The 24210-nt window shown below is 71.5% G+C and carries 24 protein-coding genes and 1 pseudogene; 7 read left to right on the top strand and 18 right to left on the bottom strand.

All coding sequences use genetic code 11. The features are described from left to right. Window positions 1-249 precede the first annotated feature (249 nt). Complete coding sequence (locus E2C05_RS32755; RefSeq protein ID WP_158291902.1) at window positions 250-429, bottom strand: hypothetical protein; 180 nt, start codon at window positions 427-429, stop codon at window positions 250-252. A 299-nt stretch (window positions 430-728) separates the two neighbouring features. On the opposite strand from E2C05_RS32755, the gene E2C05_RS02490 reads away from it, so the two are divergent. Further along, on the top strand, window positions 729-1016 hold the full coding sequence (locus E2C05_RS02490) for a hypothetical protein (protein ID WP_133218020.1): 288 nt from the start codon (window positions 729-731) through the stop codon (window positions 1014-1016). Between the two features lie 425 nt (window positions 1017-1441). Here E2C05_RS02490 and E2C05_RS02485 read toward each other — a convergent pair whose 3' ends face one another. After that, window positions 1442-3994 (bottom strand): EAL domain-containing protein, encoded by a 2553-nt coding sequence (locus tag E2C05_RS02485; RefSeq protein WP_133218019.1) that lies wholly within the window; start codon window positions 3992-3994, stop codon window positions 1442-1444. A gap of 216 nt (window positions 3995-4210) precedes the next feature. Continuing rightward, window positions 4211-4570 (bottom strand): septal ring lytic transglycosylase RlpA family protein, encoded by a 360-nt coding sequence (locus E2C05_RS02480; RefSeq protein ID WP_158291901.1) that lies wholly within the window; start codon window positions 4568-4570, stop codon window positions 4211-4213. A 226-nt stretch (window positions 4571-4796) separates the two neighbouring features. Here E2C05_RS02480 and E2C05_RS02475 point away from each other — a divergent pair, with 226 nt between their 5' ends. Continuing rightward, entirely contained in the window at window positions 4797-5267 is a 471-nt protein-coding gene (locus E2C05_RS02475; RefSeq protein WP_133218017.1) for a hypothetical protein, read from the top strand. A gap of 260 nt (window positions 5268-5527) precedes the next feature. Here the strand turns inward: E2C05_RS02475 and E2C05_RS02470 are convergent, their stop codons facing one another. Then, window positions 5528-6046 (bottom strand): GAF domain-containing protein, encoded by a 519-nt coding sequence (locus E2C05_RS02470; RefSeq protein WP_133218016.1) that lies wholly within the window; start codon window positions 6044-6046, stop codon window positions 5528-5530. Window positions 6047-6708: 662 nt separating this feature from the next. Between E2C05_RS02470 and E2C05_RS02465 the strand changes: the two genes are divergently transcribed. Next, entirely contained in the window at window positions 6709-8388 is a 1680-nt protein-coding gene (locus E2C05_RS02465; RefSeq protein ID WP_133218015.1) for a putative bifunctional diguanylate cyclase/phosphodiesterase, read from the top strand. A gap of 159 nt (window positions 8389-8547) precedes the next feature. Here E2C05_RS02465 and E2C05_RS02460 read toward each other — a convergent pair whose 3' ends face one another. Continuing rightward, entirely contained in the window at window positions 8548-9072 is a 525-nt protein-coding gene (locus E2C05_RS02460; protein ID WP_133218014.1) for an ester cyclase, read from the bottom strand. Window positions 9073-9194: 122 nt separating this feature from the next. Here E2C05_RS02460 and E2C05_RS02455 point away from each other — a divergent pair, with 122 nt between their 5' ends. Then, entirely contained in the window at window positions 9195-10856 is a 1662-nt protein-coding gene (locus E2C05_RS02455; protein WP_133218013.1) for an ISL3 family transposase, read from the top strand. Between the two features lie 549 nt (window positions 10857-11405). Here E2C05_RS02455 and E2C05_RS02450 read toward each other — a convergent pair. Continuing rightward, the gene (locus E2C05_RS02450) at window positions 11406-11846 is read right to left on the bottom strand and encodes a hypothetical protein (RefSeq protein ID WP_133218012.1); all 441 of its coding nucleotides are present in this window, start codon (window positions 11844-11846) and stop codon (window positions 11406-11408) included. Between the two features lie 177 nt (window positions 11847-12023). Here E2C05_RS02450 and E2C05_RS02445 point away from each other — a divergent pair, with 177 nt between their 5' ends. Further along, on the top strand, window positions 12024-12296 hold the full coding sequence (locus tag E2C05_RS02445) for a hypothetical protein (RefSeq protein ID WP_133218011.1): 273 nt from the start codon (window positions 12024-12026) through the stop codon (window positions 12294-12296). A 268-nt stretch (window positions 12297-12564) separates the two neighbouring features. On the opposite strand, the gene E2C05_RS02440 is transcribed toward E2C05_RS02445, so the two are convergent. From E2C05_RS02440 to E2C05_RS02385, 12 genes are all read right to left on the bottom strand, one after another. After that, window positions 12565-12831 carry a hypothetical protein gene (locus tag E2C05_RS02440; RefSeq protein ID WP_133218010.1) on the bottom strand — a complete coding sequence of 89 codons (267 nt, stop codon included), beginning with the start codon at window positions 12829-12831 and terminating at the stop codon, window positions 12565-12567. A gap of 153 nt (window positions 12832-12984) precedes the next feature. Then, window positions 12985-13230 (bottom strand): hypothetical protein, encoded by a 246-nt coding sequence (locus E2C05_RS02435; RefSeq protein ID WP_133218009.1) that lies wholly within the window; start codon window positions 13228-13230, stop codon window positions 12985-12987. Window positions 13231-13390: 160 nt separating this feature from the next. Further along, window positions 13391-15991 carry a bifunctional diguanylate cyclase/phosphodiesterase gene (locus tag E2C05_RS02430; protein WP_158291900.1) on the bottom strand — a complete coding sequence of 867 codons (2601 nt, stop codon included), beginning with the start codon at window positions 15989-15991 and terminating at the stop codon, window positions 13391-13393. 635 nt (window positions 15992-16626) lie between these two features. Continuing rightward, on the bottom strand, window positions 16627-16863 hold the full coding sequence (locus E2C05_RS32750; protein ID WP_158291899.1) for a hypothetical protein: 237 nt from the start codon (window positions 16861-16863) through the stop codon (window positions 16627-16629). Then, the gene (locus E2C05_RS02420; protein WP_133218007.1) at window positions 16860-17144 is read right to left on the bottom strand and encodes a hypothetical protein; all 285 of its coding nucleotides are present in this window, start codon (window positions 17142-17144) and stop codon (window positions 16860-16862) included. Before E2C05_RS02420 ends, E2C05_RS32750 begins: the two co-directional genes overlap by 4 nt. Window positions 17145-17160: 16 nt before the next feature. Next, on the bottom strand, window positions 17161-17994 hold the full coding sequence (gene minD / locus E2C05_RS02415; protein WP_133218006.1) for a septum site-determining protein MinD: 834 nt from the start codon (window positions 17992-17994) through the stop codon (window positions 17161-17163). 46 nt (window positions 17995-18040) lie between these two features. Next, on the bottom strand, window positions 18041-18727 hold the full coding sequence (gene minC / locus E2C05_RS02410; RefSeq protein WP_158291898.1) for a septum site-determining protein MinC: 687 nt from the start codon (window positions 18725-18727) through the stop codon (window positions 18041-18043). A gap of 195 nt (window positions 18728-18922) precedes the next feature. Further along, complete coding sequence (locus E2C05_RS02405; protein WP_133218004.1) at window positions 18923-19603, bottom strand: hypothetical protein; 681 nt, start codon at window positions 19601-19603, stop codon at window positions 18923-18925. Next, entirely contained in the window at window positions 19600-19956 is a 357-nt protein-coding gene (locus E2C05_RS02400) for a hypothetical protein (protein WP_133218003.1), read from the bottom strand. Before E2C05_RS02400 ends, E2C05_RS02405 begins: the two co-directional genes overlap by 4 nt. 109 nt (window positions 19957-20065) lie before the next feature. Next, window positions 20066-20770, bottom strand: a complete 705-nt coding sequence (locus E2C05_RS02395) for a CHASE3 domain-containing protein (protein ID WP_133218002.1) — start codon at window positions 20768-20770, stop codon at window positions 20066-20068. Between the two features lie 256 nt (window positions 20771-21026). Next, window positions 21027-21353, bottom strand: coding sequence for a hypothetical protein (locus E2C05_RS02390; protein ID WP_240046523.1), 327 nt, complete (start codon window positions 21351-21353; stop codon window positions 21027-21029). Between the two features lie 113 nt (window positions 21354-21466). Continuing rightward, window positions 21467-22408 (bottom strand): lysozyme family protein, encoded by a 942-nt coding sequence (locus E2C05_RS02385; RefSeq protein ID WP_133218001.1) that lies wholly within the window; start codon window positions 22406-22408, stop codon window positions 21467-21469. Between the two features lie 133 nt (window positions 22409-22541). Between E2C05_RS02385 and motA the strand changes: the two genes are divergently transcribed. Both motA and E2C05_RS32745 read left to right on the top strand, forming a co-directional pair. After that, complete coding sequence (motA, locus tag E2C05_RS02380; protein ID WP_133218000.1) at window positions 22542-23435, top strand: flagellar motor stator protein MotA; 894 nt, start codon at window positions 22542-22544, stop codon at window positions 23433-23435. Then, window positions 23435-24210: pseudogene (locus E2C05_RS32745) on the top strand (hypothetical protein); the annotation flags it as partial. The gene motA and the pseudogene E2C05_RS32745, both read left to right, overlap by 1 nt.

The raw sequence follows: 24210 nt of genomic DNA, 5'->3' as shown, positions 1-24210 counted from the left end.
TTCGCTGCCTGCCACCAGAAAGCCCGACGCGATTGCCAGGGTTTTAACCCATTCAACTCCCCCGTTTTTCTGTGCCGTGCCCCGGTCAACCGCGGCCGACCCGGGCGCCTTGCCCGTCCTACCATCCCGTCGGGCCGGGCCAGCGCGGTCAGGCGCCACCGGACATGGGCCGCAGCCGATGGGCACACCTCCTGCCGGCTCCGATCAGTGACCTGTCGCGGCCGAAGGGTTCGCACCCGCGATACCGGGTCAATGCGGATCGGCGCGCTGCGGATTGCCATAGGCACCGCCGGGACCATCCGTGCAGTCCTCGGTATCGGCGATGCGCTCGGCATGGGCGCCCAGGTCGAAGCATCCGGGTCGGCGCAGAGGGCTCTGGTCGGCTGTGCAACATCGGTCGCGGAAATCCTCACCGTCGTCGCATCGCATGAAACGCACGGTTCCGGAGACCGCCTGCGGGTCCTGGATGCAATGAGGCACCCCGACGCGGCGGCCGCTTCGCCCCTGCTGCTACAGCGCCGCACGGTCCCAGGGGAAAAGCGCTCCGACCCCCGCGCGCCAGCTTGCACGGCCGCACCTTCGACAGGCGATGCCCGGTCTGGGCGGCTTGGAGGATGCGGGCGCGACCCGGATCGGGCGCGGCAAGGGATGGCGGGACGCGACCATGACGCGACCTGGCCTCGGCCGGGCCCTGGGCCGGAGCCAGGCGTGGAAGGAGCCAGGAAATCATGCCGCTCTACACGGTGCTGATCGAGGATCGGGCCGTTCTGGTCTTCGCCGCCGACACGCTGGCCGAGGCCGAAACCCTGCTGGCCGGTCTCGGCGCCGCGCTATGGGAGATTGATGCCGTCGGCGTGCCCCGGTGGGATGGCAAGGCAGGGCTGGCCGTCCGTCCGGCCCAGGTGGCGGAAACGCTGCGCTGGCGGCAGGCGCTGCACGACGCGCAGGGTGAAGGCAGCGCAGGCGAGGATCCGGACGACTTTGCCACGCTTCTTGTGGAAGCCGTTGACCAATGAGGCGATGCGCGACGCCGTCACCGCCGGAGGCGCCCTGAAGACCGCGCTGCCGGCGGTTCCGGGCGACGTGGGTTAGCGCGCCGCGATGGATCGCGCATTTCGCTGAACACACCACCGCCCCATCCCCCGGCCTGCCAAGCGAAGGCATCCACCCGGGGCTTCGTACCGGGCCCCAAACGCCCCGGGGTGACGAGGGCCGCCCGGCCATGGACCGCATGCGATGCGGCGGTCAGGCGTCCTGCTTCCCGAGCGTTCCCAGCCAGGCGACCGCAGGGTGTGCCGGGGCGGGCGGCGTCCTGGCTCCGGCCTGCCCTTCGCGGCGCCTACCGTCGCGCCGCTTGTCCGTCTGGCGGACCCAGGCGTGTCGCCCATCGTAAGCAGCGACCCCCGACAGCATACGCGGTGCCGGCGGCGGCCGGCCGCGGTCAGGACAGCACGGCCTGTTCCAGCAGCGCGGTGTCCAGCCGGCGCAGCAGCGCCGGGACCTCGCCGGCCGGGCAGGGATGGCTGAACAGGAATCCCTGCGCCTCGGCGCAGCCCTTCCGGTGCAGCACACGAAGCTGCGCCTCGGTCTCCACGCCTTCGGCCGTGGTCGCCATGTCGAGGCCGAGGCAGAGCGAGGTGACGGCGCCGACGATGGCATCGCTCTGCTGCGACTGGTCGAGGTCGCGGGTGAAGCTGCGGTCGATCTTCACCTTGTCGAAGGGGAAGCGCTTGAGATAGCCCAGCGAGGAATAGCCCGTCCCGAAATCGTCCATGGCGATGCGCACGCCAAGCGCCTTGAGCCGGTGCAGCGTGTCGAGCGTCGCCTCGGCATCCTGCACCACCGCCGCCTCGGTGATCTCCAACTCCAGCCGCCCGGGGGGAAGTCCGGCGGCCCGCAGCGCCGCGGACACCGCCTCGCACAAGCCGCGATTGGCGAACTGCCCGGGCGAGAGATTGACGGCAAGCCGTGGCGCACCCGGCCAGGCGGCCGCGGCCGCACAGGCCTGCGTCAGCACCCATTCGCCGATCGGAACCGACAGGCCGGTTTCCTCCGCCAATGGGATGAAGCGGTCGGGCGAAAGCAGGCCGCGCTCCGGATGCCGCCAGCGCAGCAGCGCCTCCAGCCCCAGCACGCGACGCGACTCGGTCTCGACGATCGGCTGATAGAAGAGCTCGAATTCCTCCGCCGCCAGGGCCCGGCGCAGGTCGAGCTCGAGCGCGCGGCGAAGCTGCATGCGGGTGTCCATCTCCGGCTCGAAGAAGCGCCAGCGCCCACGCCCTTCGGCCTTTGCCCGGTACAGCGCCATGTCGGCGCTTTTCAGCAGTATGTCGGCGTCCAGCCCGTCCACCGGCGCGACGGCGATGCCGACGCTGGTGCCTATCACCACCTGATGGCCGGCCACCTCGAAGGGTTCCGCCAGGACGGCCACGAGCCGGCGGGCGAGGTCCGTCGCATCGCGCGGCTGCGTCACGCCAGACTGGATGATGGCGAACTCGTCGCCACCGAGGCGGGCGAGCGTATCGGTCTCCCGCAGCTCGGCGATCAGCCGCGCCGCCACTGCCTGCAGCAGGGCGTCGCCCACGGGATGGCCGAGCGTGTCGTTCACCTCCTTGAAGCGGTCGAGGTCGAGGCAGAAGACGGTGAAGCCTTCACCCCGACGGGCGCGGGCGATCGCGGCTTCCATCTGCTCGCGCAGCAGGACGCGGTTCGGCAGGCCGGTCAGCGCATCATGATGCGCGAGATGCGCGATCCTCGCCTCGGCCAGCCTGATCTCGGTGATGTCTTCCAGCGTGGTGACCCAACCGCCGCCCGCCATCGGTTCATGCCGGATGGCGAGGAAATGTCCGGGTCGCACCTCCTCGACCTGCCGCAGCGACCGCGCCGGGGCCGGCGGCGTGCGCAGCAGGCGGCGCAGGGTGGCGGGATCCCGGCCGGGGAAGCTGCCGGCCGCCGCCGCGGCGGTGGCCACCTCGTCCAGGCTGGCGCCTGCCTCCAGGTCCCCTGGTCCGGCTTGCAGCAGGGCGCGGAAGCGGTCGTTCAGCACGACCAGCCGTTCTTCCGCATCGAACATCGCCAGGCCCTGGGCGATGTTGCCCAGGGCGGCGGCGAAATGCCGGTTCGTCCGCTCCAGCGCCAGGCCGCGCCAGCGCATCTCCGCCGCATCCGCCTTAAAGACCTCGAGCGCGCGGGCCATCGCGCCGATCTCGTCGCCATCATGGGTGGCCGGAACCTCGACGCCTTCCTCATGCGCCGCCAGCCGCCGCATCGCCCGGGTGATGCGGGCAAGCCGGGCGACGACGGAATGCGTGACGGCGATGCCGACCAGCGCCATGACCAGCGATGCGAACGCCGCCCAGGACGTTCGGCGCGTCAGGCCGTCGGCGCTGGCATGCAGCGCCGCGACCTGCGCATCCATCGCCCGTAGCCGGTCGTCGCGCCAGCCATGCACATCGCCGCCGACCCGGACGAAGGCGGCAGCATACTCGCCCTGCAGGGCGGCCAGCGCGGCGTCCTTGCGGAAGGCCTCGGCGCTGCGGAACACCTGCCGCCCAGCCTCGGCGAGTGCCGGCAGGTCCTGCAGCAGCCGCACCCGCAGCTCCCACAAGGCCAGCGGGGCGTCGCCCCGGCCAGCCAGGGCGACCTCCGCCGCCGCCCGCACCAGCTCGGCGTCGAGCGCCTCAAGTCGGCCTCGGATGACGGAGAGCCGGCCGTGGTCGAGATCGGCCGGCGCCGCCTCCACCAACCCCCGATGCTGCTCCAGCAGCAACTGCAGGCGGGCGGCGATCCTGGCGCCGACCAGCCCATCCTCGTAGAGCAGCAGCGTGGCGTCACGGGTCCGCTGAGCGAAGTGATGCGTCGCCATCGCCAGCCCGGCCGACGCCGCCAGCGAAAGCAGGCATACGGCATAGAGTCGGACCACGATGCCAAGGCCGCGCCAGCGGCGCAGCCGGGCCGACCACCCGTCAGCAGGCAACAGGCTCGCCGCGCTCATGCCCGGGCCCTGCCCGGACGGCGCGGCGGGTGCGCATGGCGTCCGGCGGATGCCGGGAGCCAGCGCGGATCGGGCGGCAGCGACACGAGGAGCGTCCCCTGGAGAGGCCGGAGGCCAGCGATGGCCGCGCCGCGGCCACGGGACGGCTTCTAGGGGAGTTGCGCCGCCGGTTGCGGCGGCGCGGTGCCTCGATCTCCAGGCGGGCCGGCGCAGGCCTCAGCGGCGCGCCAGCACCACGACGCGGGCCGGCGCGATCCCGATGGTGAACAGGCCGATGCGGCGGGCGATCGCCTCGCTGACATCCACGATGCGGCCGGCCCGGTAGGGTCCACGATCGGTGACGCGGCAGGTTGCGACCTTCCGCGTGTCGAGGTTGCGGACCTGGATGCGGGTACCGAATGGCAGGGAGCGGTGGGCGCAGAACGGCGCTCGGCGTCGGAACCGCTCGCCATTGGCCATGCGTCGGCCCTCCAGCCGGCTGCCATACCAGGAGGCAACCCCCTGCTGGTGCGCTTGCGCTGGCTCCACGGCGAAGGTGGCGAGGCCGAGCAGCAGGGCGCCGAGGGCTGTCTTCAAGGCTGTGTCTCTCCGAGGTCGAGCAAGGCGGTTAGATGGCTTGGTCTGCGAAATTCCATCTACTGAAAGACTAACATTGCCTTTCCAATTTTCGCCCTTTGGTGGGCCTGCCGTAACGGCGCCTGGCCGATAAGGGGGTGGCAATAGGTCGCCGCCCTACTCGCCCCAGGAAGCGCGGCTGCGAAGCCTGTCGATAGCTTCAACCTTTGCGGGAGGGCGTGACACGGTGCTGGAGCGGAGTTTCGCCGAAATCGCCCTGGTCGACCCGCAGTGGTTGGAGGCCGCCTTCGCCGCCGCTGCCGCGCTCTTCCTCCTCGCCTTGGTCATCACCCTCGTGCGGCGGCGACGCTGGCAGGCCGCGCTGGAGGCCCATGTCGCAGCCTGCTGCCCGCCGCGGCGCCCCTACCACCTGCCTCCGACGATCGATGCGGCAGAGCAGGAGATGGCGACCTTGCTGCGGCGCCTTCGGGCGCATGCCCGCGACCCCTACGACTTCGCCGCATCCCGCATCACCAGCGAGACGGCCTTCCAGGAATGCCTGGACCGCGCTGCGCTCATCGGGGTTTGGATTGCCGAGTTGGGCGGCGCCCTGCCGGCGGATGAGGCGGAGCGCGAGCGCACGCGTGGCCTGATCCTCGAAAGCGTCAGCAGCCGTCGCTGCATCGTCCCGCGGGACGCTCTGCCGCTGTCGGTTTAGTTCGAAGGGCCTTACGGGATGACCTGGGACCGGGGCCGTGCGCAGAGGCGGCGTGCCAAGGGTCCGACGAGGATGTCGCCTCGAGCAGCCTGGTGCAGGAAGGCGCCGGCAGAACGCCCGCAGACAGGGTCGATTGCCATGGGTTGGATTGCCTGACGGCAGCATGACGATGGGCCACCGGCGGGGCAGGGGGCGCCGGGAGGGCGGCTCCAGGCTCCGCGGCGTTCATGCCGCGCCGCGCCGCATCCGAGCCGCCGCGGTCAGGCCACCCGCACCCGGCCACGTCGGGCGGTGCGCCGCAGATCGAGCAAGGTGCCGGCGAGGAGGGCAAGATTCACGAGCGACTCTCGCTGGCGGTCATCCAGGCCGCGCGGCTTCCGGTCGATGACACATAGGGTCCCGAGCGCCCGGCCTTCCGGGCTGACCACCGGCATGCCGGCATAGAAGCGGATGCCAGGTTCGCCGCAGACGAGGGGATTGGCCCCGAAGCGATCGTCCTTCGCAGCATCCTCGACCAGCAGGGGTTCGGTCGGGTTCAGGATGGCATGGGCGCAGAAGGCGTGGTCGCGCGGCGTCTCGGCCAGGTCGAGCCCATGCCGTGCCAGGAACCACTGGCGCTTCGCATCCACCAGGGAGATCAGCGCCACGGGACAGTCCGTCAGCGCGGCCGCCAACTCGACCACCCGGTCGAACATGGCTTCCGCCGTGGTGTCGAGGATGGCGTAGGATCGCAACTCGGACAGCCGCTCGGCCTCGGTGATGGGGATCGGGGCTGGCATGGGTCACCTCGCTGCCGGGGATCGTTTCGGCTGGGACCCTGGCGGCGTTTCGCTTGCCGGTCCATGAACCGTCACGGGTTCCCATGCGCCACGGCGGAACGCGGCCCCGCCAGGGGCCGCGAGGCAGTCTCCGGCCATGCGGCTGATTGGCCCCGCGATCGCACGGCAAGTCTCGCCCCCGGGACAGGCGCTGGTGGTCGCTGCGAAGGGGTGATGCCATCGCTGCAACCGCCGCAGGTCAGTGCCCTGACAAAGCGGGATGCGGCCACAAGACGACAGGTTGAAGCGGATGGCGTGGCCATGGGATCCCTCGCCCGCCCTCCTCGCTTCCCGGCAGCTGCATAGGGTCACGCAGCGTGCTGCGCAGGGTCGTGCCACGCCGAAATTCCAGGCTGCTGGCATTTAGTTGATGCGAAAAAGGTGTTTTTCGCATATTCAACTGCGAGTGGCGGGCCTCCGCCGTCCGAGGTGCCGCCTTGTCCTTCTCCGCCCTAAGCTCGACTGTACCGGACACCCGGGCACGAGCCGGCGCTCCCCGCGGCCGTCCGGCCCGGCCGCAGGGGACCGACACGGCCCGGCTGGTCAGCCTCCTGGCCGGCCTAGCCGCGCTGGCTGTCGCTGTCCTCCTGCCCGCCGCCTATCTGATCACGGCTCAGGGTCGGGTGGGGGGCAGCCTCGAGACCAGCGCCCTGCTGCAGGCGGCCGAACTGGCCGAGTTGGCGCGGCAGGCAGCGCGGCTGCCCCAAGCCGATACGATGCCGCTGCCGGCGCCGGACTCCCGTGTGGAACGCTGGCGCGTCTTCGACCCGAACGGGCGGCTGGTGATGGAAACCAGTGGCGCCGAAGCGCTGGCCTGGCCGGTGCTGGTGCGGCGCGTGCCCATCCGCGGGCCGGCCGCCCGGCTCGGGGAGGTCGAGGCGGCCCGCTCGATCCGGCCTGAACTCGGCATCGCCGCTGCCGTGGCGCTGGGCGCCGGGCTGCTCGGCGCGGCTATCTTCGCCGTGCTGCGGATCCTGCCGGTCCGGCTGCTACGCCATGCCCTCGACCGCGCTGCCTATCTTTCGGCGCATGACCTGCTGACGGGTCTGCCCAACCGCACGCTCTTTGCCGACCGGCTGCGGCAGGCCGTCGCACAGTCCCGTCGCGCCGGACAACCCCTCGCCGTACTCTGCCTCGATCTCGACCGCTTCAAGGAGGTCAACGACGCGCTCGGCCATGCCGGTGGCGACCGCCTGCTGTGCGAGGCCACGCAGCGGCTCTCCGGCTGCCTGCGGGAGAGCGACACGCTGGCGCGGCTGGGCGGCAACGAGTTTGCCGTCATCCAGCCTCGGGCGTCGCGGCCGCAGGATGCGGAAGCGCTGGCGCGGCGCATCATCGCGGCGATCGCGGCGCCGTTCGCCATCGACGGCCAGCGGGTGACCATCGGCGTCAGCGTCGGGATCGCCCTGTCGCAGCCCGGCCAGGCCATCGACCCGCTGCAACTGCTGAAGGATGCCGACCTCGCCCTGTTCCAGGCAAAAGGGCGCCGGCGCGGCGATCTCTGCTTCTTCTCGCCCGAGATGAACCGCCGCCTCACGGAGCGCCGCGCCCTCGAAACCGATCTGCGCATTGCCCTGAGCGAAGGTCAGTTCCGGCTGCACTACCAACCGCAGGTTGACCTCCCGTCCAGCCGGGTCATCGGCGCCGAAGCTCTGCTGCGCTGGGATCGACCGGGCCATGGCAACGTCCCGCCGGGTCAGTTCATCCCGTTGGCCGAGGAGACCGGACTGGTCGCTGGCATCGGCGCCTGGACGCTGCGGGAAGCCTGCCGGGAAGCGTCCACCTGGCCGGACGGGCTGACGGTGGCGGTCAACGTCTCCGCCGTGCAGTTCCGCTTCCCTGGCCTGTTCGAGACGGTGGCGGCAGCGCTGGCCGATTCCGGCCTGGCGCCGCAGCGTCTCGAGCTCGAGATCACCGAAGGCGTCCTGCTGCAGGACAATGGCGAGACGCTGGCGGTGCTCGAACGTCTCCGCGGGCTTGGCGTGAAGATCGCGATGGACGACTTCGGCACCGGCTATTCCAGCCTGGGCTACCTGCAGAAATTCGTCTTCGACAAGATCAAGATCGACCGCAGCTTCATCAGCAGCCTCGGCCAGGATCCGAATTCCGACGCGATCGTCCGTGCCGTCGTCGGCATCAGCCGCAGCCTCGGCGTGCGAGCCAATGCCGAAGGCGTCGAGAGCGCCGAGCAGGCGAGGATGCTGATGCGCGAGGGTTGCGGCGAGGTGCAGGGCTACCTGTTCGGCCGCCCGATGCCGCCCGAGGAATTCAGCCGCTTCGTCGCCGCGCGCCAGGCGGCCTGACTGGCGCCCGACCAACCCGAAGGATGTGAGCGCGTGCATGGCTGCCGCCGCATCCGGGAATGGCAGGCTGCTTGGGTTCGGCGAAGGCCGCACGCATCGGACGGCGTCAGGCTGAACGGCCAGGCGCATCGCCGGGATTGCTCAGGCTCAGTTGCTGCTTCACGGAAGCCATATCCCGAAGAACCCGAAGAGTCTTGCCTCTGCTGCCGTCGCTCTTGCAGAACGCGGCGCCGGACCGGGCGATCCGGCCCCCCGCGCGGCGACACCGACCAGCATTCCCTTATTGCGTCCTGAAAGGCGCATCCGTGCCGCCACGCGCGGGGCATCCTGCACGATGTCCTCGATCTTGCAGGCATGGTCCGCGAATGCGGTGTGGATCCGCCGGGCAGGACCGCGGCGCCGTTGCCAGCCATCCTGGCCAGCCAATCGTGAAGCCAGGCGCGCAGACCGGCACCGTTGAGCTTGCTGGTGATGATCAAGCGCATTCATCGCCGATGCACCTTCCCCGCCATCGCCGCTGCTTGCGACCAGCCAAGTCTTGCCGTCTTCGCCGGCATCGCGCAGGGCGCGTTCCGTCGCGTGCTTCGCCGGGCAGGTGCGGTCGTCGGGGCGGAGGCGACTGACGGCGTCCGAGCGGGTCAGCGCGCAGTCCATGGTCTTGGCAACCTCGGCATGGCGCGACATTCGAACGGGCTCATCCGCACATCGATGTCCCGAGGTTCGGCTCTTCCGCAGGAAGCGTGGTTGATGCTGTCCGAAAGGCTGCGGGTAGCTGCGGCGCCGTCGGCAGGGCGGTAAGATCTGGGATGACGGACCTTCATCTCCTGCCAGGCTGCCGGATCCGGGAGATCACACGCCCGGACGCGAGCAACATCCGGATCGCCGCTGAGGCTCGGCGGCGGAGCGGCCGCTGCCCGGATTGTGGCGAGCCTAGCCATGCTGTCCACAGCCGCACGGTTCGACGTCCGGCAGATCTTCCCTGCCTTGGCGGCCAGGTTCGCATCGAACTGGCAGTGCGACGGCTGTACTGCCGCAATCCGGCATGCTCACGGCACACCTTCGTGGAGCGTCTGCCCGGCCTGGTCGCGCCGCGGGCGCAGCGCACGGACCGGCTGGCGACGGCGCAGGGGCGGGTTGGCGTTGCCATGGGTGGCAATGCGGGTGCCCGCATGCTGCAGCAGATCGGGATGCCGACGAGCGCCGATACGGTGCTGCGCCTGGTCCGCCGCTTGCCCCTGCCGCGCCGCCCGGCCCCGCGTGTGCTCGGCGTCGATGACTGGGCCCGGCGCAAGGGCCAGACCTACGGAACGATCCTGGTCGACCTCGAGCGGCATCGCGTGGTCGACCTGCTACCTGACCGGAGCGCCTCTACGCTGGCCGACTGGCTCCGGCGTCATCGTGGGATCCGGGCCGTCGCCCGTGACCGCTCGACCGAGTACGCGCGCGGCATCCGGCTCGGGGCGCCGCGGGCCGTGCAGGTGGCCGACCGCTGGCACCTGCTGCTGAACCTGCGGCAGATGGCCGAGCGCTGGCTCGCCGCGGTGCATGGCCGGCTTCGCCGCCTGCCGCCCATCCTGGGGCGGCCGGACGGCGCGACGCGGCGGACAGGTGCTTTCCCCCGTAGCCCCGGTGAACTGGCAGTCAGCACCGAGAGCCGGGCGCGCTGGAAGGCGCTCTACGACGAGGTCCGGCGCCGCATCGCCGCCGGCGAGCCGCTGCTGACCATCAGCCGCCGCATGGGACTGGCCCGCGGGACGGTGCGGAAGTTCGCCGATGCCGAGAGCTTTCCGGAGCGTGCCGTCCGGTCTCCCGGTCCCAGTATCCTGGACGCCCACATCGACTACCTGGAGGCGCGGCTCGCGGCTGGCTGCGAGAACGCGATGGCATTGTGGCGCGAACTGCGGCAGCGCGGCTTCCGCGGGACAGCCAAACAGGTTCACCGCTGGCTGGGCCCACGGCGCACGGAACGGTCGAAACATACGCCACACGGCGGAGGAGGAGCGCCGTCGCCTGCTCCCTCTCCTGAGCATAACAAGGCGCCGGTGCTCCCCTCGCCAAAACAACTCGCCTGGTACCTGACGCGGCCGCGCGAACGGCTCACCGAAGAGGAGGGCGCGGCCGTCGCCCGGTTGGAGCAGGATGCCGAAGCGGCCAGTGTCGCAGGATTGGTCCGCCGGCTCGCCGACCTCCTGCGTGCCTGTAGCGTCAGCACCACGACCCGGTGTGGCGCGCCAATCACCACCCTCGAGCGCTGGCTTACGGATGCCAGGAAGAGCGGTGTGGCCGCCGTCACCACCTTCGCGGCTGGACTGCAGCAGGACGGCGCCGCGGTGAAAGCCGCGCTCACCATCCCATGGAGCAGCGGACAAACCGAAGGACAGGTAGGCAAGCTGAAGATGCTGAAACGCCAGACTTTCGGCCGTAGCAGCTTCGATCTCCTCCGGCGCCGCGTGCTCCTCGCCGCCTGAACCACGCTTCCTGCAGAAAAGCCCGAGGTTCGGGGCAAGTGGCGCAACCTGCTGCTGCAGCGTTGGCCGGTTGCGCGTCATGGCGGCCGCACCAGCCCAGCTTCGCGGCGACGCCGGCGCCAAGGCCAGATCGGATGGCAAGACAAGCGCCATTACTCGAACCAGGAACCAAGCCAAGCTCCGTGCGGGATTACACTGGATGGAGCATGAACACTGTTGTCGCTGCCTGACGCCATCAACTCAGGAGTAAGCAGGCCGTGGAATTTCCATCGTTGGATCATGGTGCCTGGGCAGGTTCCAGGCGGGGTTGGAGAGACCGATGGCCGGGCGTCACCGCGATGAGCAGCCAGGAGGCGCGACCATCGCATCTCCTCTGGTGGGCGCCCGTGCAGAGGGGCCGCTTGGCTGGCCCGCGGCGGCACTCGTCATCGGGCTGCTCTCCCTGATCCTCTGGCTGGTGTTTGGCGGCCTCGCCCTCCTGCTGTTCCGCTGACCAGATCGGCGACAGCCAGGCGCCGCCTCCTTGTGAGGGTTTGGTTGTGGTGTTTGTCAGGGTCTTGGCGGGACGAGGCCTGGGTAGGGGATTTCGTCGTGTCCGCGGCTGCGCAGGAGGGTGTTGGCGGCGCGTGCGACTTCGCGCGGGCCTGCGGGGAAGCCGTCGAGCTCGTAGTAGCCGTTGCGCAGGATGCGGACGCGGCGGCCGAGCAGGGCATGGGCGTATTCGAGCGGGGTCATGCCTTCGGGCACGGCGGCCTCGCGGGTGGGCAGGGCCGGGCTCTGCGCTGTCTCGCGCTCGGTGCGGGCGAGCAGGCGGGCGAGGTGGCGGCGGGCGTAGCAGAGTTCGAGGTTGAACAGCCGGGCGAGGCGGCGGATCTCCTCTCCGGCGAGGGCGCGGCGGTTGAACTCCTCGCGCCGTTCGGGCGGCAGGGTGCGGCGGCGCAGCTGCTGGCGCTTGCGCCCCTTGGCGGGCGGCTCTGTCACGGGGCCCATGGCAGGGGACCTCTCCAGGGCCGCGCTTGGCGCGGCCGGGCGGCTCCTTCTGGAGGAGGGGAGCTGTCCTTCTGGAGGCCGGGTGGGGCGCCACCTTTGCGAAAAAGCGTGGTATGAAACTTCTAGCCGAAGCCGAACACACCTTCCAGCAACGATCCCAGAAATCGGTGCCTCATCATGGACCCGACCACGCCAGCCCGCGCCGCCACCGCCGCCGACCCCGCCCGCCGCGCCGCACGCCAGTTCGAGGCCGCCTTCGCCGCCGAGATGATCCGCGCCGCACGCCCGCCACGCCGCGAAGGCAGCCTCGGCAGCGGCGCACGCGACTTCGACAACTTCATGGACGAGGCCCTCGGCAAAGCACTCGCCGACCGCGGCACCCTCAGGCTCGAACAGCCCATCGCAGACGCCATCCGAAAAACACAGCGCGCCAGGACCAACCAGCCATGAGCCACGCAACAGAGGCGGCCAGGGCCTGAAGCAGCCTGGGCAGGGCGCGGATCAGGCCGCCTATCCGCCGCACGATCCGCGCGCGACGCAGGTCAAGGACAGCCGGTCGCGTCCCGCAGCGCTCGCTTGGCCTTGCCGCCCAAGACGATCATGCCACGCCGAGGAGCGGCGCCTGCGGCCACGGCCACGCGGCAGGGCGGCGCGGCATCGGGCGCCCGCCAGGCCGTTTCGTTGCAACCCCGCGGTGGAGACGACCGCGGCGCTCCGCTCAGGCGTGCGCCAGGGCCCGCGGCACGGCCTGGTCCGGCGCCGCCAGATCGCGGATCGCGGCCAGGTCGAGAACCCGTGCCGGCTCCCCGCCCTCCCGGATCACCATGACCAGCGGATGGTGCAGGTCCTCGGACAGGGAGAGCGCGAAGCCCGCCGCCCGGGAGAAGCCGCCGAAGGTCCGGCGCAGACAGTACTCATACCCCGTCGGTCGCTGCCGATCGGAATAGATCACGGTGAAGCCGGCCTTCGCCCATGGCACACGCATCGTACCCACCACGTCCTGACTGCTGGCCCGGACAGCCGCGATCGGCCGGTCCGGCGGAAGTCAGGAGAAGATAGCGGCAGGGACGACGCCGGTGGGGCGACGCGTGCCTCCATCCGCGACGCGGATGCGCGCGGGATGGCTGCCGCCCTCGCCTCAGCGCTTGAGGCCGGCCTTGCCCGCGGTGGGCGACGGCAGCGCGACGACCACCCCACCATGCGTCAGGTCCGGCCTGATCTCGAAGGCGTTGTCGATCGCCGCATCCACGTGGTCGAGCGCCTGCATGGCGTCCAGCAGGTGCCGTTGCTGCCCGCCGGCCATATCCCCGGCCAGAGCCCGCGCCACCGAAACCACCGCCCGCTGGATGTAATCCTGAAGGTCACGCAGATCGACCGGCAGCATGATGCGAGAATTCCCGTCGGGTCGAATCATTCCATTATTATAATCAAGTCGTAAGCATGAATCTTTTGCAACGGCTACAACGCCTGTTACAAGTCAACATTCATTGAGTGTTGTCGCTTGCGGTCCGGCCATGGCGAGCAGGAGCGCCCTGCGGTGCCGGTCAGGCGGCCGTGGGCGACCCGACGGAGCGTGCTGCCCCGGCAGGCTCCGAAGTGGCCTGCAGCAGCGACTGCGCCGCGGCCAGGGGCATCGGGCGGCCCAGCAGATACCCCTGCACGAGGCGGCAGCGGAGGATCCGCAGCTCCCGCAGCTGCAGGTCCGTCTCCACGCCCTCGGCAACGATATCGAGCTTCAGGCTGCGGCCGAGGCTGAGCACGGAGTGGACGATCGCCCGCGCCTCGACGTCGCCGCCAAGGTTCTGCACGAAGGACCGGTCGATCTTGATCCGGTCGAACGGGAAGCGGCGCAGGTAGCTCAGGCTGGAATGCCCGGTGCCGAAATCGTCCAGTGAGATGCGAACGCCCATCGCCCGCAGCCCGACCATGTTGTTCAGCACCACCTCCTCGTCGCCCAGCATCAGCCCTTCCGTCACCTCGATGTCCAGGCGGCCCGGCGGCAGGCCGGCGCGGTCGAGTGCGCGCCGCACCTGGTCGCAAAGGTCGAGCTGCAGAAATTGCGGCGGCGACATGTTGACCGCGACCCGCACCGGACGCGGCCAGGATGCGGCCTCGACGCAGGCGGTCTCCAGCACCCAGGCGCCGATCGGCAGGATCATCCCGGCCTGCTCCGCCACCGGGATGAAGTGGGACGGCGGCACGGCGCCGCGCACCGGGTGATGCCAGCGGATCAAGGCCTCGAAGCTCATCACCTCGCCGCTGCCGGTGTCGCAGACCGGCTGGTACACCAGGTGGAACTGCCGGTTCGCCAGGGCCTCCAGCAGGTCGCGCTCCAGGCCGCGCTGCTCCGCCGCGTCGCGCTCCATGTGTTCGTCATACACCATGAAGGTGTTCCGGCCCGACCGCTTGGCGGCGTACATCGCCGTGTCGGCGGCGCAGAGCAGCGCGGCCGGCGTCGTGCCGTGCCGCGGGTGCAGCGCGATGCCGATGCTGACCCCGATGCTGAAGCGCCGGCCGTCGAGCTCGAAGGGATCCTGCAGGAGTTCGATGGCGCGGCGTGCGACGGTGGCGGCCATGGGCAGGCCCCCCTGCGGCAGGAGGATGGCGAATTCGTCGCCACCGAGCCGGGCGAGCGTATCGCCCGCCCGAAGCACCGCGCGCAGCCGTATCGCCACCTCGACCAGCAGGCGGTCGCCAGCCTCATGGCCGTGCAGGTCGTTCACCAGCTTGAAGCGGTCGAGGTCGAGGAACAGCACGGCGCAGACGCCACGCGTCACCGCCAGGGCCAGCCTTTCCCCCATCAATGCGCGGTTCGGCAGCCCGGTCAGCGGGTCGTGCAGCGCGAAGTGGCGCGCCTGTTCCTCCACCAGATGCCGCTCGGTCACGTCGGTATAGGTGCGCACCGCGCCGCCGCTGGGCAGCGCATGCGTCCGCACCTCCAGCACCGTTCCATCGGGCCGCTTCCGCTCATAGGCGTGGTCGCGGCCGAGATCCTGCCATTCCGTGCGGGAGAAGGCCTCGAAGGCTTCCAGGGTGGGGAAGGCGGGGCCGAACTCGCCCGCCGCGAACTGCATCTGCGACAGGGCCCGCAGCGTCGGCCGGTCACGCACCGCTGCCTCCGGCAGGCCCAGCAGTTCGGCGGCACGGCGGTTGGCGACCTGCACCCGGCCATCGCCATCGGTCATCAGGATGCCCTGGCTCACCCCCTCGACCGCATCCGCCAGCGCCTCGCGCGAGGCGGCGAGGTCGCGCCGCGACCGCGCCAGGCGATGCCGCCGGACCGTCAGCGCCGCGCCGGCGAGCAGCAAAGCGAGGCTCACCGCCCCCGCCGCGCCGATCACCTGCCGCCGGCCGGATTGCAGGCCGCCGAGCACCTCCTCCCCCGTCAGCGCCACCGCGACGGCCAGCGGCCGGCGGCTGACCTGCCGCCAGCTGCCGAGCAGCGCCAGGTCCTGGCCGTCGCCGCGGGTGAAGTCGCCGGCGGGCGTCGCCTCGACCGCGGCGGTCATGGCCGCCACCGCCGCATCCTGCCCGGCGGCGGGGGACCGGGCCCGCAGCCCACCATCCGCGCCCAGCAGCACCAGCAATCCCTTGCCGTCGCCCATCTCGCCATGCAGGGAGGTGAGGAAGGCCGGGCTGATCGAGGCGACCACCACGCCGCGGAAGCCGCCTTCCGGCCCGACGACGCGGCGGCTGAACTGAATGGAGGCCTTCCCGGAGGCGCGGCCGATCAGCGGCAGGCTGACGAACAGCTCGTCCTGGCCGGGATTGTCGGCATGGACGCGGAAATGCGCCCGGTCCGACAGGTCCAGGCGAAGGTCGGTACGGCGCAGATTGGTGGCGATAAGGATGCCGTCGGCACCGATATAGGCGAATTGGAACAGCGGCCCGCCGGTGGTGAGGCCGCGGGTGAACAGCGCCAGGTCGACATCGTCGCGGCCGAGCAGATGGGCATCCCGCAGCAGCAGCAGCGCGCTGTCGATCAGGTCCACCCGCCGCGCCACGCTTTCGGCGAAGGCAGCGGAGAAGCGTTCGGTGTGATCCAACGCGGCGGCAATGGCAGCCGCCGTCTGGCGGGAGAGATAGACGGCGGTGCCGCCCCAGAGCAGCACGACGCAGCCCAGGGCGACCAGCATGTCCGGCATGCCGGTCGGCAGCCGGGCCAGCCACCGAAGGGCTCGTGTCGCAGGCGCCACGCGCATCGCTTGCCCCTCGCTCGGTGGTCGCCTCGGTGTCGGCGCCGCGGCGGGTCAGGCCGCGTGGGGATGGGCGGTGGCCTGCGCCGTCGCCGGAATGCGGGGGACACGCGGCAGCCTGTCCACGCCGCCCCGGCCGCCATGGCGAGCGATGCGCAGCGCCACGCTGCAGTGGGCGGTGGGCGGCGTCGCCGCGGCGGAAAGGCCTTCGCATCCACCGCGGCTGTCGCCAGCGGCGGCGCCCTGGTCCACAGCCCGCCAAGGCCGGCGTGGGGCAGCCTCGGTCCCGGCGGCCATCATCGGCACATGGCCGGTGATCGCGGACGCCCAGCCGGGCTGGCCGAGGCCAAGGCGCGCCATCCCGCCCAATACGGCCAGCGAGAGGCTGAATGCGGCCGGGTTCCGGCCGCGGATGGCAGGGCGCATGGCGCCCGGCGCAGGGGTTCGCATCGGAAAGTCCAGGCTCGCTCTGCAGTGTTCGGGCGTCAGGCGGGGACGCGCCTCGCGGCCTTGTGTAGGCAGGCCCGGCCGGGTCAGACAGCGGCCGGGTGCCTCAATCCGGGTGCGCGGCCGGGGCCGTCGCCTCAGCGGCGCCGGTTGATCCGGATGACGACGCGGCTCGCCTGGCCGCGCCGCGGCCCGGCAAGGCGGGCGCGCAGCGCGCCCATCGCCGGCAAGGCGAGGATGCCCAGGCCGGCCAGCGCGCCCTGCTGCCAGGCCTCGAATGGTTCCGGCGCCAGGGCCAGCGCCGCGCAGGCGGCGAGCCCGAGCAGGCCGAGCGGCGGCAGCAGCCAGAGCATGGCCCGGTCGGCCGCGCTCATGACCAGGTGCGCCGCGCCTGGGCGGCATCCGGCTGGCGACGGCGGACGCCGAGGTCGATGTCGATCTCCCGCAGCTCCAGCCGCGGCGACATGCCGACCCGCACGCGCACCTGGCCGCCCCGGGCGAGCTTGCGGATCTCCCGCAGGCAGGCCTCCTGCAGCCGTTCGGCGATGTTGTCGCCGAGGACTGCGGCGCGGTCCGCCTGCACCTGCTCCCGCAGGCGGCTGGCGGCGAGATGGGCGGAGCCGCGCCGGGCCTGCCATCTCTGGAAAAGGGTCATGCTCGGTCCTCCGGTGTCAGCCGCGGCGGAACAGCCGCATCAGGAAGCCGCGCTGGGGATGGTTGCCAACGGCCTGGCCGGGCAGCCGGATCGGGTCCTTGGTCTCGCCGAGGAAATGCGCCACCGCGTCGCGATAGGCGGCGCCGGCATCGGTCTGCGGGTCGATGCTGGCCGGCACGCCGGAGTTGGAGGAGCGCAGCACGCTGCGGCTTTCCGGCACGATGCCGATCAGCTCGGCCGAGAGGATCTCCTTGATCTCGTTGACCGGCAGCATCTCGCCGCACTTCACCCGGTCCTCGTCGTAGCGGGTGACCAGCAGGTGCTCGCGCACCGGGTCGCGGCCGTCCTCGCTGCGCTTCGACTTGGAGCCGACGAAGCCCAGGATGCGGTCGGCGTCGCGGATCGAGCTGACCTCGGGGTTGCAGACGACGATGGCGTGGTCGGCATGGTACAGCGCGGCCATGGCGCCGTGCTCGATGCCCGCCGGGCTGTCGCAGATGACGTAGTCGAACTCGGCGCGCAGCTGCTCCATCACCCGCCCCACGCCCTCATTGGTCAGGGCATTCTTCTCGGCGGTCTGGGAGGTGGCGAGGACGTAGAGGTTGTCGATCTGCTTGTGCTTGATCAGCGCCTGGCCGAGCTTGGCCTTGCCCTCCGCGACATGCAGGAAGTCGTAGACCACCCGCTTCTCCAGGCCGAGAACGAGGTCGAGGTTGCGCAGGCCGACATCGAAGTCGACGGCGCAGACGCGGTGGCCGCGCAGCGCGAGCGCGGCGCCGAAGGCGGCCGTGGTCGTGGTCTTGCCGACCCCGCCCTTGCCGGACGTGATGGTGATGACGGTCGCGGGCATGCGGGGTTCTCCCTGATGCGGATGCGGTCTGGTGGGCGGTGTCAGGTCAGGGCAGCGGCTCGAAGCGCAGCAGCCCGTCGGCGATCCGGACCTCGGCGGGCTGGCCCCGCCAGGCCTCCGGGATCTCCTCGGCACCGAGCCAGAGGCCGGCGATCGACACCCGGCTCGGATTAAGGTTTTTCGCATAAATGCGGGCGTCGCTATCGCCCCCGGCGCCAGCGAAGGCGGCGCCGCGCAGCGCGCCATAGACATGGATGCAGCCGTCTGCCGAGATCTCGGCCCCGGCCGAGACGGCGCCGAGCACGACGAGGTCGGTGCCATCGGCATGCAGGCGCTGGCCGGACCGGACGGGCTGGCGCACCACCATGGTGCTGCGCCGCTCGGCCGGGTCGGCCGGTGCGGCATGGCCGAGCAGGGGGGCGATCCCGGCGGCCTCGGCCGCCTCCAGCACCGGGCCGCGGCGCGCCTGGGCAGCCGCCGGCACAAGGCCGAAGCGGCCGAGCATGGCGAGAAGGTCGGGAATGCCCTCCGCCGCATCGGCCGGCAGGCCGGTGAGGTCGAGTACCAGCGGCGTCTTCCAGAACAGGCTGGGCGTTGCCGCGACCTGCGCCGCAAGGGCGGCTTCGAAGGCCGCCGGCGTCGCATCGCCGATCTCGAGGGTCACCAGCAGGTGCGGGCTGGCCCGCAGGCGGAGCGGCGGGCAGGCATGCGGGCGGGCGGCCATGTAGGTCATCGGGCAGCTCCGGTTATCACCGTTCCTCGCATTGCCGCGGAGAGCAGGCACCATTCGGGTACCCGGATTGAATACGGACAAGCGAGATTTTTCGCAAGAGGAAACCACCGGGATTTGCGCGTCCTGGTTGTGGGGCTGGCCCGGCATGGTTTGCGACGGCGCCGCAGTCGCCGCGCCCGCTGCCGGAAGCCGGCCTCACGCCACCAGCAGCGCCGGCACCAGCGTGGTGAAGCCGAGCCGGGCCGCGGCGACCGCCTGCAGCCAGAGCAGGAAGCTCGCCTGGCCATGCATGAGCGGTCCGTCCAGCCGCGCCTGCGCCACCGGCAGGGCGCGCCGGGCGGCGAGCGCGGCGGCGACCCGGCGGATCTCCGGCAGCAGATCCTCCTCCGCCGCCTCTGGCGGCGGCAGGCCGGTGGCGGCCAGGAAGCTGGCGAGGCTGCAGCCAGGCCCGGCCGGAGCGAAGCCCGGGGAGGGAATCGGGGGCAGCGGCTGCAGCCTGCCGGCATGCCAGGCCAGCAGGCGCATGTCGTGCCGGGCCGATCCGGGCGGCACCACGAAGCCCAGCAGGTCGCCCGGCATCGCCTCCACCTGGCCACCCAGCCAGTCGAGCGCAGCGGCGAGGAATTCCGCGTCGGCCGGCAGGCTGGCGGAAACGATCAGGCGCAGGCCGCCATCCGGCTCGGCCACCAGGCGGGATCCGCCGGTCGCGTGGTCGAGGCTTTCGCCCGTGAGCAACAGCATGGCGGCGGGGTGCCGGAACAGCGGGTGCGCCGGCAGGGGATGCGGCACCTCCCCGCGCAACAGGGCGCCGAGCGCCGGATCGGCCGAGCCGAGCCGGGCATCGAGGTCAAGCCGCGCCTCGCGAACGCCGATCATCGCCGCATCGTCCCGCCTGCATCGGTGCCGTCCGCCAAGCCGGCCAGAAGCGGCGGCAGCCGTGCCGGCTCGGCCTCCAGGCGCTGGCGCCGGATCTGCCGCGGCGGGTCGTCATGCGGGTCCTCCTCGACGAGGACGAGGCTGAGCGGCACTTCGCAGACCGCGCCGGCGAAGAGGCCTTCGCGGTAGGTCACCACCAGCCGCGGCGGCCCCTCGCCGCACAGCGTGGCCTCGATGCCGTCGAGCAGGGCATCATAGACGGGGTCCTCCGCCGCCGGGGCGGAGATGCGCAGGACTTCGCGGCCATCCTGGACCAGGCTGGCCTCGCCATTGCCGTGACGCTCTAGGATCATGCGCGGCTCTCTACCACGGATGGAGAATGCGCCGGAACGGATTTCGCATCACTGGGGTCGCATCATCGGGTCCGCATCGTCGGGCAGGCTGTCGGATGCGGGCAGCCTCTCAGGACCGGCCCCAGGCGCCCGGCTCGGCCAGGGCAAGCCGGATTCGGCTGAGGTCGATGCTGGCCCGGGCCCGCCGGCGATAGGCGACAGCCCCGAGCAGCAGGAGCCCGACGGCGATGCCGGTGGCAAGGGACAGGGCCGCCAGGGCCCGGCGCGCCTCCTGGCCGGTTTCCTGCAGCCGCTCCCGCAAGGACCGCAACTCGCCGGCCCGCAGCGCGAGCACGGCGCTGCGGACGTCCTGCATTGGGCCAAGGCCGCGCCCGGCCTCCTCCGCTTGCGGGCCCATCGCGGTGTCGGCCTGCTGCTGCACCTTGCTGGCAAGGTCGGCCAGACGCTTGTCGGTCCCGACCCAGGACCGTTCGAGCAATGCGGCCGACGGGTTCCCCTCCGCGGTCAGCCGTTCCAGCGCATTGATCGAGGCGCCGACCTGCTGGATGGCAGCGCGGTAGGGCGCCAGGCTGCGCGGATCCTGGCTGAGCTGGAAGTCGCGCTGGCTTCGCTCGGCATCCGACAAAGCGGAGAGCACGCCGTCCGCCTCGGCGATCACCGCCTGGGCGTGCTCGACCCAGTCGCGGGTGCTGTCCAGCCCGTGCATGGCACCGGAGGTCCAGGCCAAGGCAGCGGCGAGCAGCGGCCCCTTGATCAGCAGCGCCGTGGCGGCGCCGAGCGCGAAGCCGCGGCTGCGGGAGGGCGAACGGGGCATGGGGTGAACCTCGGGTCCGGGCCAACCCTGGGTAGCACAATTCCGCGGCACTTATGCGAAAAATAACGATCTGGCGAAGCGGCTCCCAGGTCCGCCGGCGGGCCCCGCCGTGCCGGGCCGCCGCGGGCTGGGCAGGGTCAGGCCGGCGCCCCGTCCGATGCTGGGCGATCCGCGTTCGGGACTGGCCGCCGCGCCGATGCGGACCCGGCCTGGTCGAGCGGGCTCCACCCCCGCCGCATCCGCGCCGCGACCCGCCCTAGCACTGGCCCATGGGGTTGTCCCAGCAGGGATGCGCCAGCTCGCCGATATGCTCCTCGAGACCGGCGACGCGCAGCGCCCAGCAGCTCGCCCAGCCGCCGGGCACGTCGACCATCACGTGGTGGCAGCTGAATTGCGACAGCTCGTCCGGGCTGAGCCGGCAACCCAGCCAGGCATCCAGATGGACCATCGCCTCCGCCCGCGACGGGAAGGCGGCGACGACATTGCGCCCGGCGGCGCCGAGCTTGGACCAATAGGTCCGGTCGGCACTCCGCCCGACATAGATGCCGCGGTCGGGGTGCAGCAGCACAAAGCCATGGCTCAAGGTGAACAACAGCCGCTCCGATGGGCATCGAGAGCGGCAGAATGCCACCGTGCACCTGCCGGGCTGAAGACCGGCGGTGTCTCCAAAGCGACGGCGGCGTGCGCCGCCGGGCTTCAGGCCCGGTTGGTGCGCGTATCGGTCCGCAGCGCGGCCAGGACCTCGGGCGGCAGGGTCTGCGGCGGGCCGCGCAACGCCTGGCGCTGCCCGAGGCCGCGGCCGAGCCGGTTGAAGACCTTCGCCAGGGTGGCGGTCATGGCCTGTTCCGCCCCATGCGCCACCCGCGCCGGCGTGCTGGTCGCGGCGCCGAGCGCGATGCTGAGGCCCTGCGCGGCCTCCGGCGTGCCGGGCTGGAAGGCCAGCGGCCCCTGCGGCGGCGTGGCGCCGATCTCGGCATAGGCGCGGTCCAGCCGGCTGCGGATGCCCTGCATGAAGCCGGCGAGCGAGAGCGGACTGCCATCGGCGGCACGGAACAGGGTGGGATTGGCGGCGGCGGCATCGGGCAGGACGCCGCTGGCCGGCTGGTTCGGGTCGGCCGCCAGGGCCTGCAGCGCCTGGCGCGCCCCGCCGGGGCCGAGGAAATGCCCGAGATAGAGCTCCGCTGCATCCGGCCGCCGGCCCAGGGTCGGCGTCAGGCTGTCGGAGACGTCGCGCAGGTACTCGCCGGCCATGCGGGCGGAGATCTCCGGGTCGTCGCGCAGGGCGAGGATCCGGCTGCGCTGCGCCGGGTCGGCGACGGTAAGCCGGCCGCCGGCGCCGCGGATGATCGCCGCTGCCTCCTCGCCCAGGCCGTGCTCGGCGCCCTTGCGCTGCACCATGCTGAGCCAGGTCTGGTCGATGAACTGGAACAGGCCGCGGGCGGAGGAGGTGCGGGCCTGGGCGTCCGCGCGGAAGCCGCTTTCCACCGCGGCCTTGGCGGCCAGGGTCTGGAAGCCGATGCCGGTGGCGGCCGAGGCGCTGCGCAGCGCGCTGATCACCTGGGTGCTGGCGGTGTAGCGGCCGAGCTGCTCCGTCCGTGCGGCGCCGGCGGCCTCGCCAAGGGGGATGGGGAGCGGCAAGCGGACACCCTCGCGTTGTGCGAAAATGAAACTAGCAGGCGAATGTGCGAAATGCTATGAGGAACTGTCGGTTGCGGATTTCGCTTGCCAAGACCGGTTTCTCTTCAAGCAGCCACACAGGATCGTCCCCGCGATGCTCCAGATTGCCGGATTAGCCGGAGTCTTCGTTGCCGTGTTCGGCGGCTACATATTGGCCGGCGGGCATATGGGCGTCATCCTGCACGCCCTCGGCGCCGAGATGATCGTCATCGGCGGCTCCGGCCTGATGACCATGCTGATCGCCAATGATGCGAAATGCATGGCCAAGGTGATGAAGGGCCTTGGGGCCGTCTTCGCCGGCCCGCGCTGGAAGCGCGCCGACTATGCCGACCTGCTGTGCCTCACCTTCCTGCTGATGCGCACGCACCAGAAGGAAGGCCCGGCGAAGCTGGAGCGGCATATCGAGAAACCGCAGGAATCGCCGATCTTCAGCCGCTACCCGAAGGTCCTGCGGGATGCGCCGCTGCGCGACCTGGTCTGCGACACGCTGCGCTGCGTGACGCTGAACAACAAGGACCCGCACCGCGTCGGCGAGATGATGGAAGGCACCATCGAGAAGCGCTTCAACGAGAACCTGAAGCCGGTGAAGGCGCTGTCCAACATGGCGGATGCGCTGCCCGCGCTCGGCATCGTCGCCGCGGTGCTTGGCGTCATCAAGGCCATGGGCGCGATCGGCGAGAGCCCGGCGGTGCTGGGCGGCATGATCGGCTCGGCGCTGGTCGGCACCTTCCTCGGCGTCTTCCTTTCCTATGGCCTGGTCGGGCCGATCGCCGCCCGCATGAAGGCGATCCAGGAGGAAGAGCGCCGCATCCTCGACGTCACCCGCGCCGTCATCACCAGCTACCTCGACAACCTCGCCCCGCAGCTCTGCGTCGAGGTCGGTCGGCAGGTCGTCCCGAGCCATCTGCAGCTCAGCTACGACGAGCTGGAGACCCAGCTGCGCGACGCCGGCCGGGCGAAAGCCGATGGCGGGGAGGCCGGGGAGTGATGCCCATGCGCCGCGCCGCCCTCCTCGCCTCCGTCCCGCTCGCCCTCCTCGCCGCACCGCTGCGCGCCCAGCCGGCGCCGGCCCCCGCCCCGGGTTCGGCCGTCCAGGCCCAGCCTGCCCCGGACCGTGCCGCGGCGCCCGCCGTCCTGGTCCGCACCGGCCAGCATGTCGGCCATGGCCGCGTCGTGCTCCACCTGCCTTCCTTGCCGCTCTATAATATGCGAAAAATCGCGGATGGCTGGGAGCTGCGCCTGCAGGGCGGCTATGCGCTCGACCTCGGCACCGTCCGTCCGCTGACCGAGCTTGCCGGCCTGGAGGCGCGGCGGGAGGGTGGCGAAACCGTCCTGCTGCTGCGCACCGCGATGACCGCGGAGGCGCGCCCCGCGACCGGCGGCGGCATGCTGTGGATCGACCTGCACCCCGCCGCCCCGCGCGCCACCGCGCAGGAGGCCGAGCGCCGCCGCCTGGCGGAGCGCGCGGTCAGCCTTGGCCTGATGACGCGCGAGCAGGCGGAGGCGGCGCTCAAGCCGGCCACCCGGCCAGCCGGCACCACCCCTGCCGCGACGCCTGCCACCCCCGCCGCCGGCGTCCCCGCCGCCGCTCCCGCGCAGGGCACGATGGCCGAGAGCGATGCCGGGCTGCGGGCGGCGTTACTCGCCCAGATCGGTCAGATGAATGCCCCGGTCGCCGCTGCCCCGGCGGCGACCGCCCAGGCGCGCCGCGGTGCGGCCGGGACCGCCCCCGCCCGCCCGGTTGCCGCGCCGGCCGCGTCGCC

The sequence above is a fragment of the Paracraurococcus ruber genome (assembly GCF_004353985.1).
Taxonomy (GTDB): Bacteria; Pseudomonadota; Alphaproteobacteria; order Acetobacterales; family Acetobacteraceae; genus Paracraurococcus; species Paracraurococcus ruber.
The sequence above is the reverse complement of the archived record's forward strand: the minus strand, read 5'-3'. Positions and strand labels throughout refer to the sequence as shown.

Coding starts and splice junctions, on each gene's coding strand:
- E2C05_RS32755 (WP_158291902.1), bottom strand. CDS start 429: ATGCGATGCGACGACGGTGAGGATTTCCGCGACCGATGTTGCACAGCC.
- E2C05_RS02490 (WP_133218020.1), top strand. CDS start 729: ATGCCGCTCTACACGGTGCTGATCGAGGATCGGGCCGTTCTGGTCTTC.
- E2C05_RS02485 (WP_133218019.1), bottom strand. CDS start 3,994: ATGAGCGCGGCGAGCCTGTTGCCTGCTGACGGGTGGTCGGCCCGGCTG.
- E2C05_RS02470 (WP_133218016.1), bottom strand. CDS start 6,046: ATGCCAGCCCCGATCCCCATCACCGAGGCCGAGCGGCTGTCCGAGTTG.
- E2C05_RS02460 (WP_133218014.1), bottom strand. CDS start 9,072: ATGTCGCGCCATGCCGAGGTTGCCAAGACCATGGACTGCGCGCTGACC.
- E2C05_RS02455 (WP_133218013.1), top strand. CDS start 9,195: ATGACGGACCTTCATCTCCTGCCAGGCTGCCGGATCCGGGAGATCACA.
- E2C05_RS02450 (WP_133218012.1), bottom strand. CDS start 11,846: ATGGGCCCCGTGACAGAGCCGCCCGCCAAGGGGCGCAAGCGCCAGCAG.
- E2C05_RS02445 (WP_133218011.1), top strand. CDS start 12,024: ATGGACCCGACCACGCCAGCCCGCGCCGCCACCGCCGCCGACCCCGCC.
- E2C05_RS02440 (WP_133218010.1), bottom strand. CDS start 12,831: ATGCGTGTGCCATGGGCGAAGGCCGGCTTCACCGTGATCTATTCCGAT.
- E2C05_RS02435 (WP_133218009.1), bottom strand. CDS start 13,230: ATGCTGCCGGTCGATCTGCGTGACCTTCAGGATTACATCCAGCGGGCG.
- E2C05_RS02430 (WP_158291900.1), bottom strand. CDS start 15,991: ATGCCGGACATGCTGGTCGCCCTGGGCTGCGTCGTGCTGCTCTGGGGC.
- E2C05_RS32750 (WP_158291899.1), bottom strand. CDS start 16,863: ATGAGCGCGGCCGACCGGGCCATGCTCTGGCTGCTGCCGCCGCTCGGC.
- E2C05_RS02420 (WP_133218007.1), bottom strand. CDS start 17,144: ATGACCCTTTTCCAGAGATGGCAGGCCCGGCGCGGCTCCGCCCATCTC.
- minD (WP_133218006.1), bottom strand. CDS start 17,994: ATGCCCGCGACCGTCATCACCATCACGTCCGGCAAGGGCGGGGTCGGC.
- minC (WP_158291898.1), bottom strand. CDS start 18,727: ATGACCTACATGGCCGCCCGCCCGCATGCCTGCCCGCCGCTCCGCCTG.
- E2C05_RS02405 (WP_133218004.1), bottom strand. CDS start 19,603: ATGATCGGCGTTCGCGAGGCGCGGCTTGACCTCGATGCCCGGCTCGGC.
- E2C05_RS02400 (WP_133218003.1), bottom strand. CDS start 19,956: ATGATCCTAGAGCGTCACGGCAATGGCGAGGCCAGCCTGGTCCAGGAT.
- E2C05_RS02395 (WP_133218002.1), bottom strand. CDS start 20,770: ATGCCCCGTTCGCCCTCCCGCAGCCGCGGCTTCGCGCTCGGCGCCGCC.
- motA (WP_133218000.1), top strand. CDS start 22,542: ATGCTCCAGATTGCCGGATTAGCCGGAGTCTTCGTTGCCGTGTTCGGC.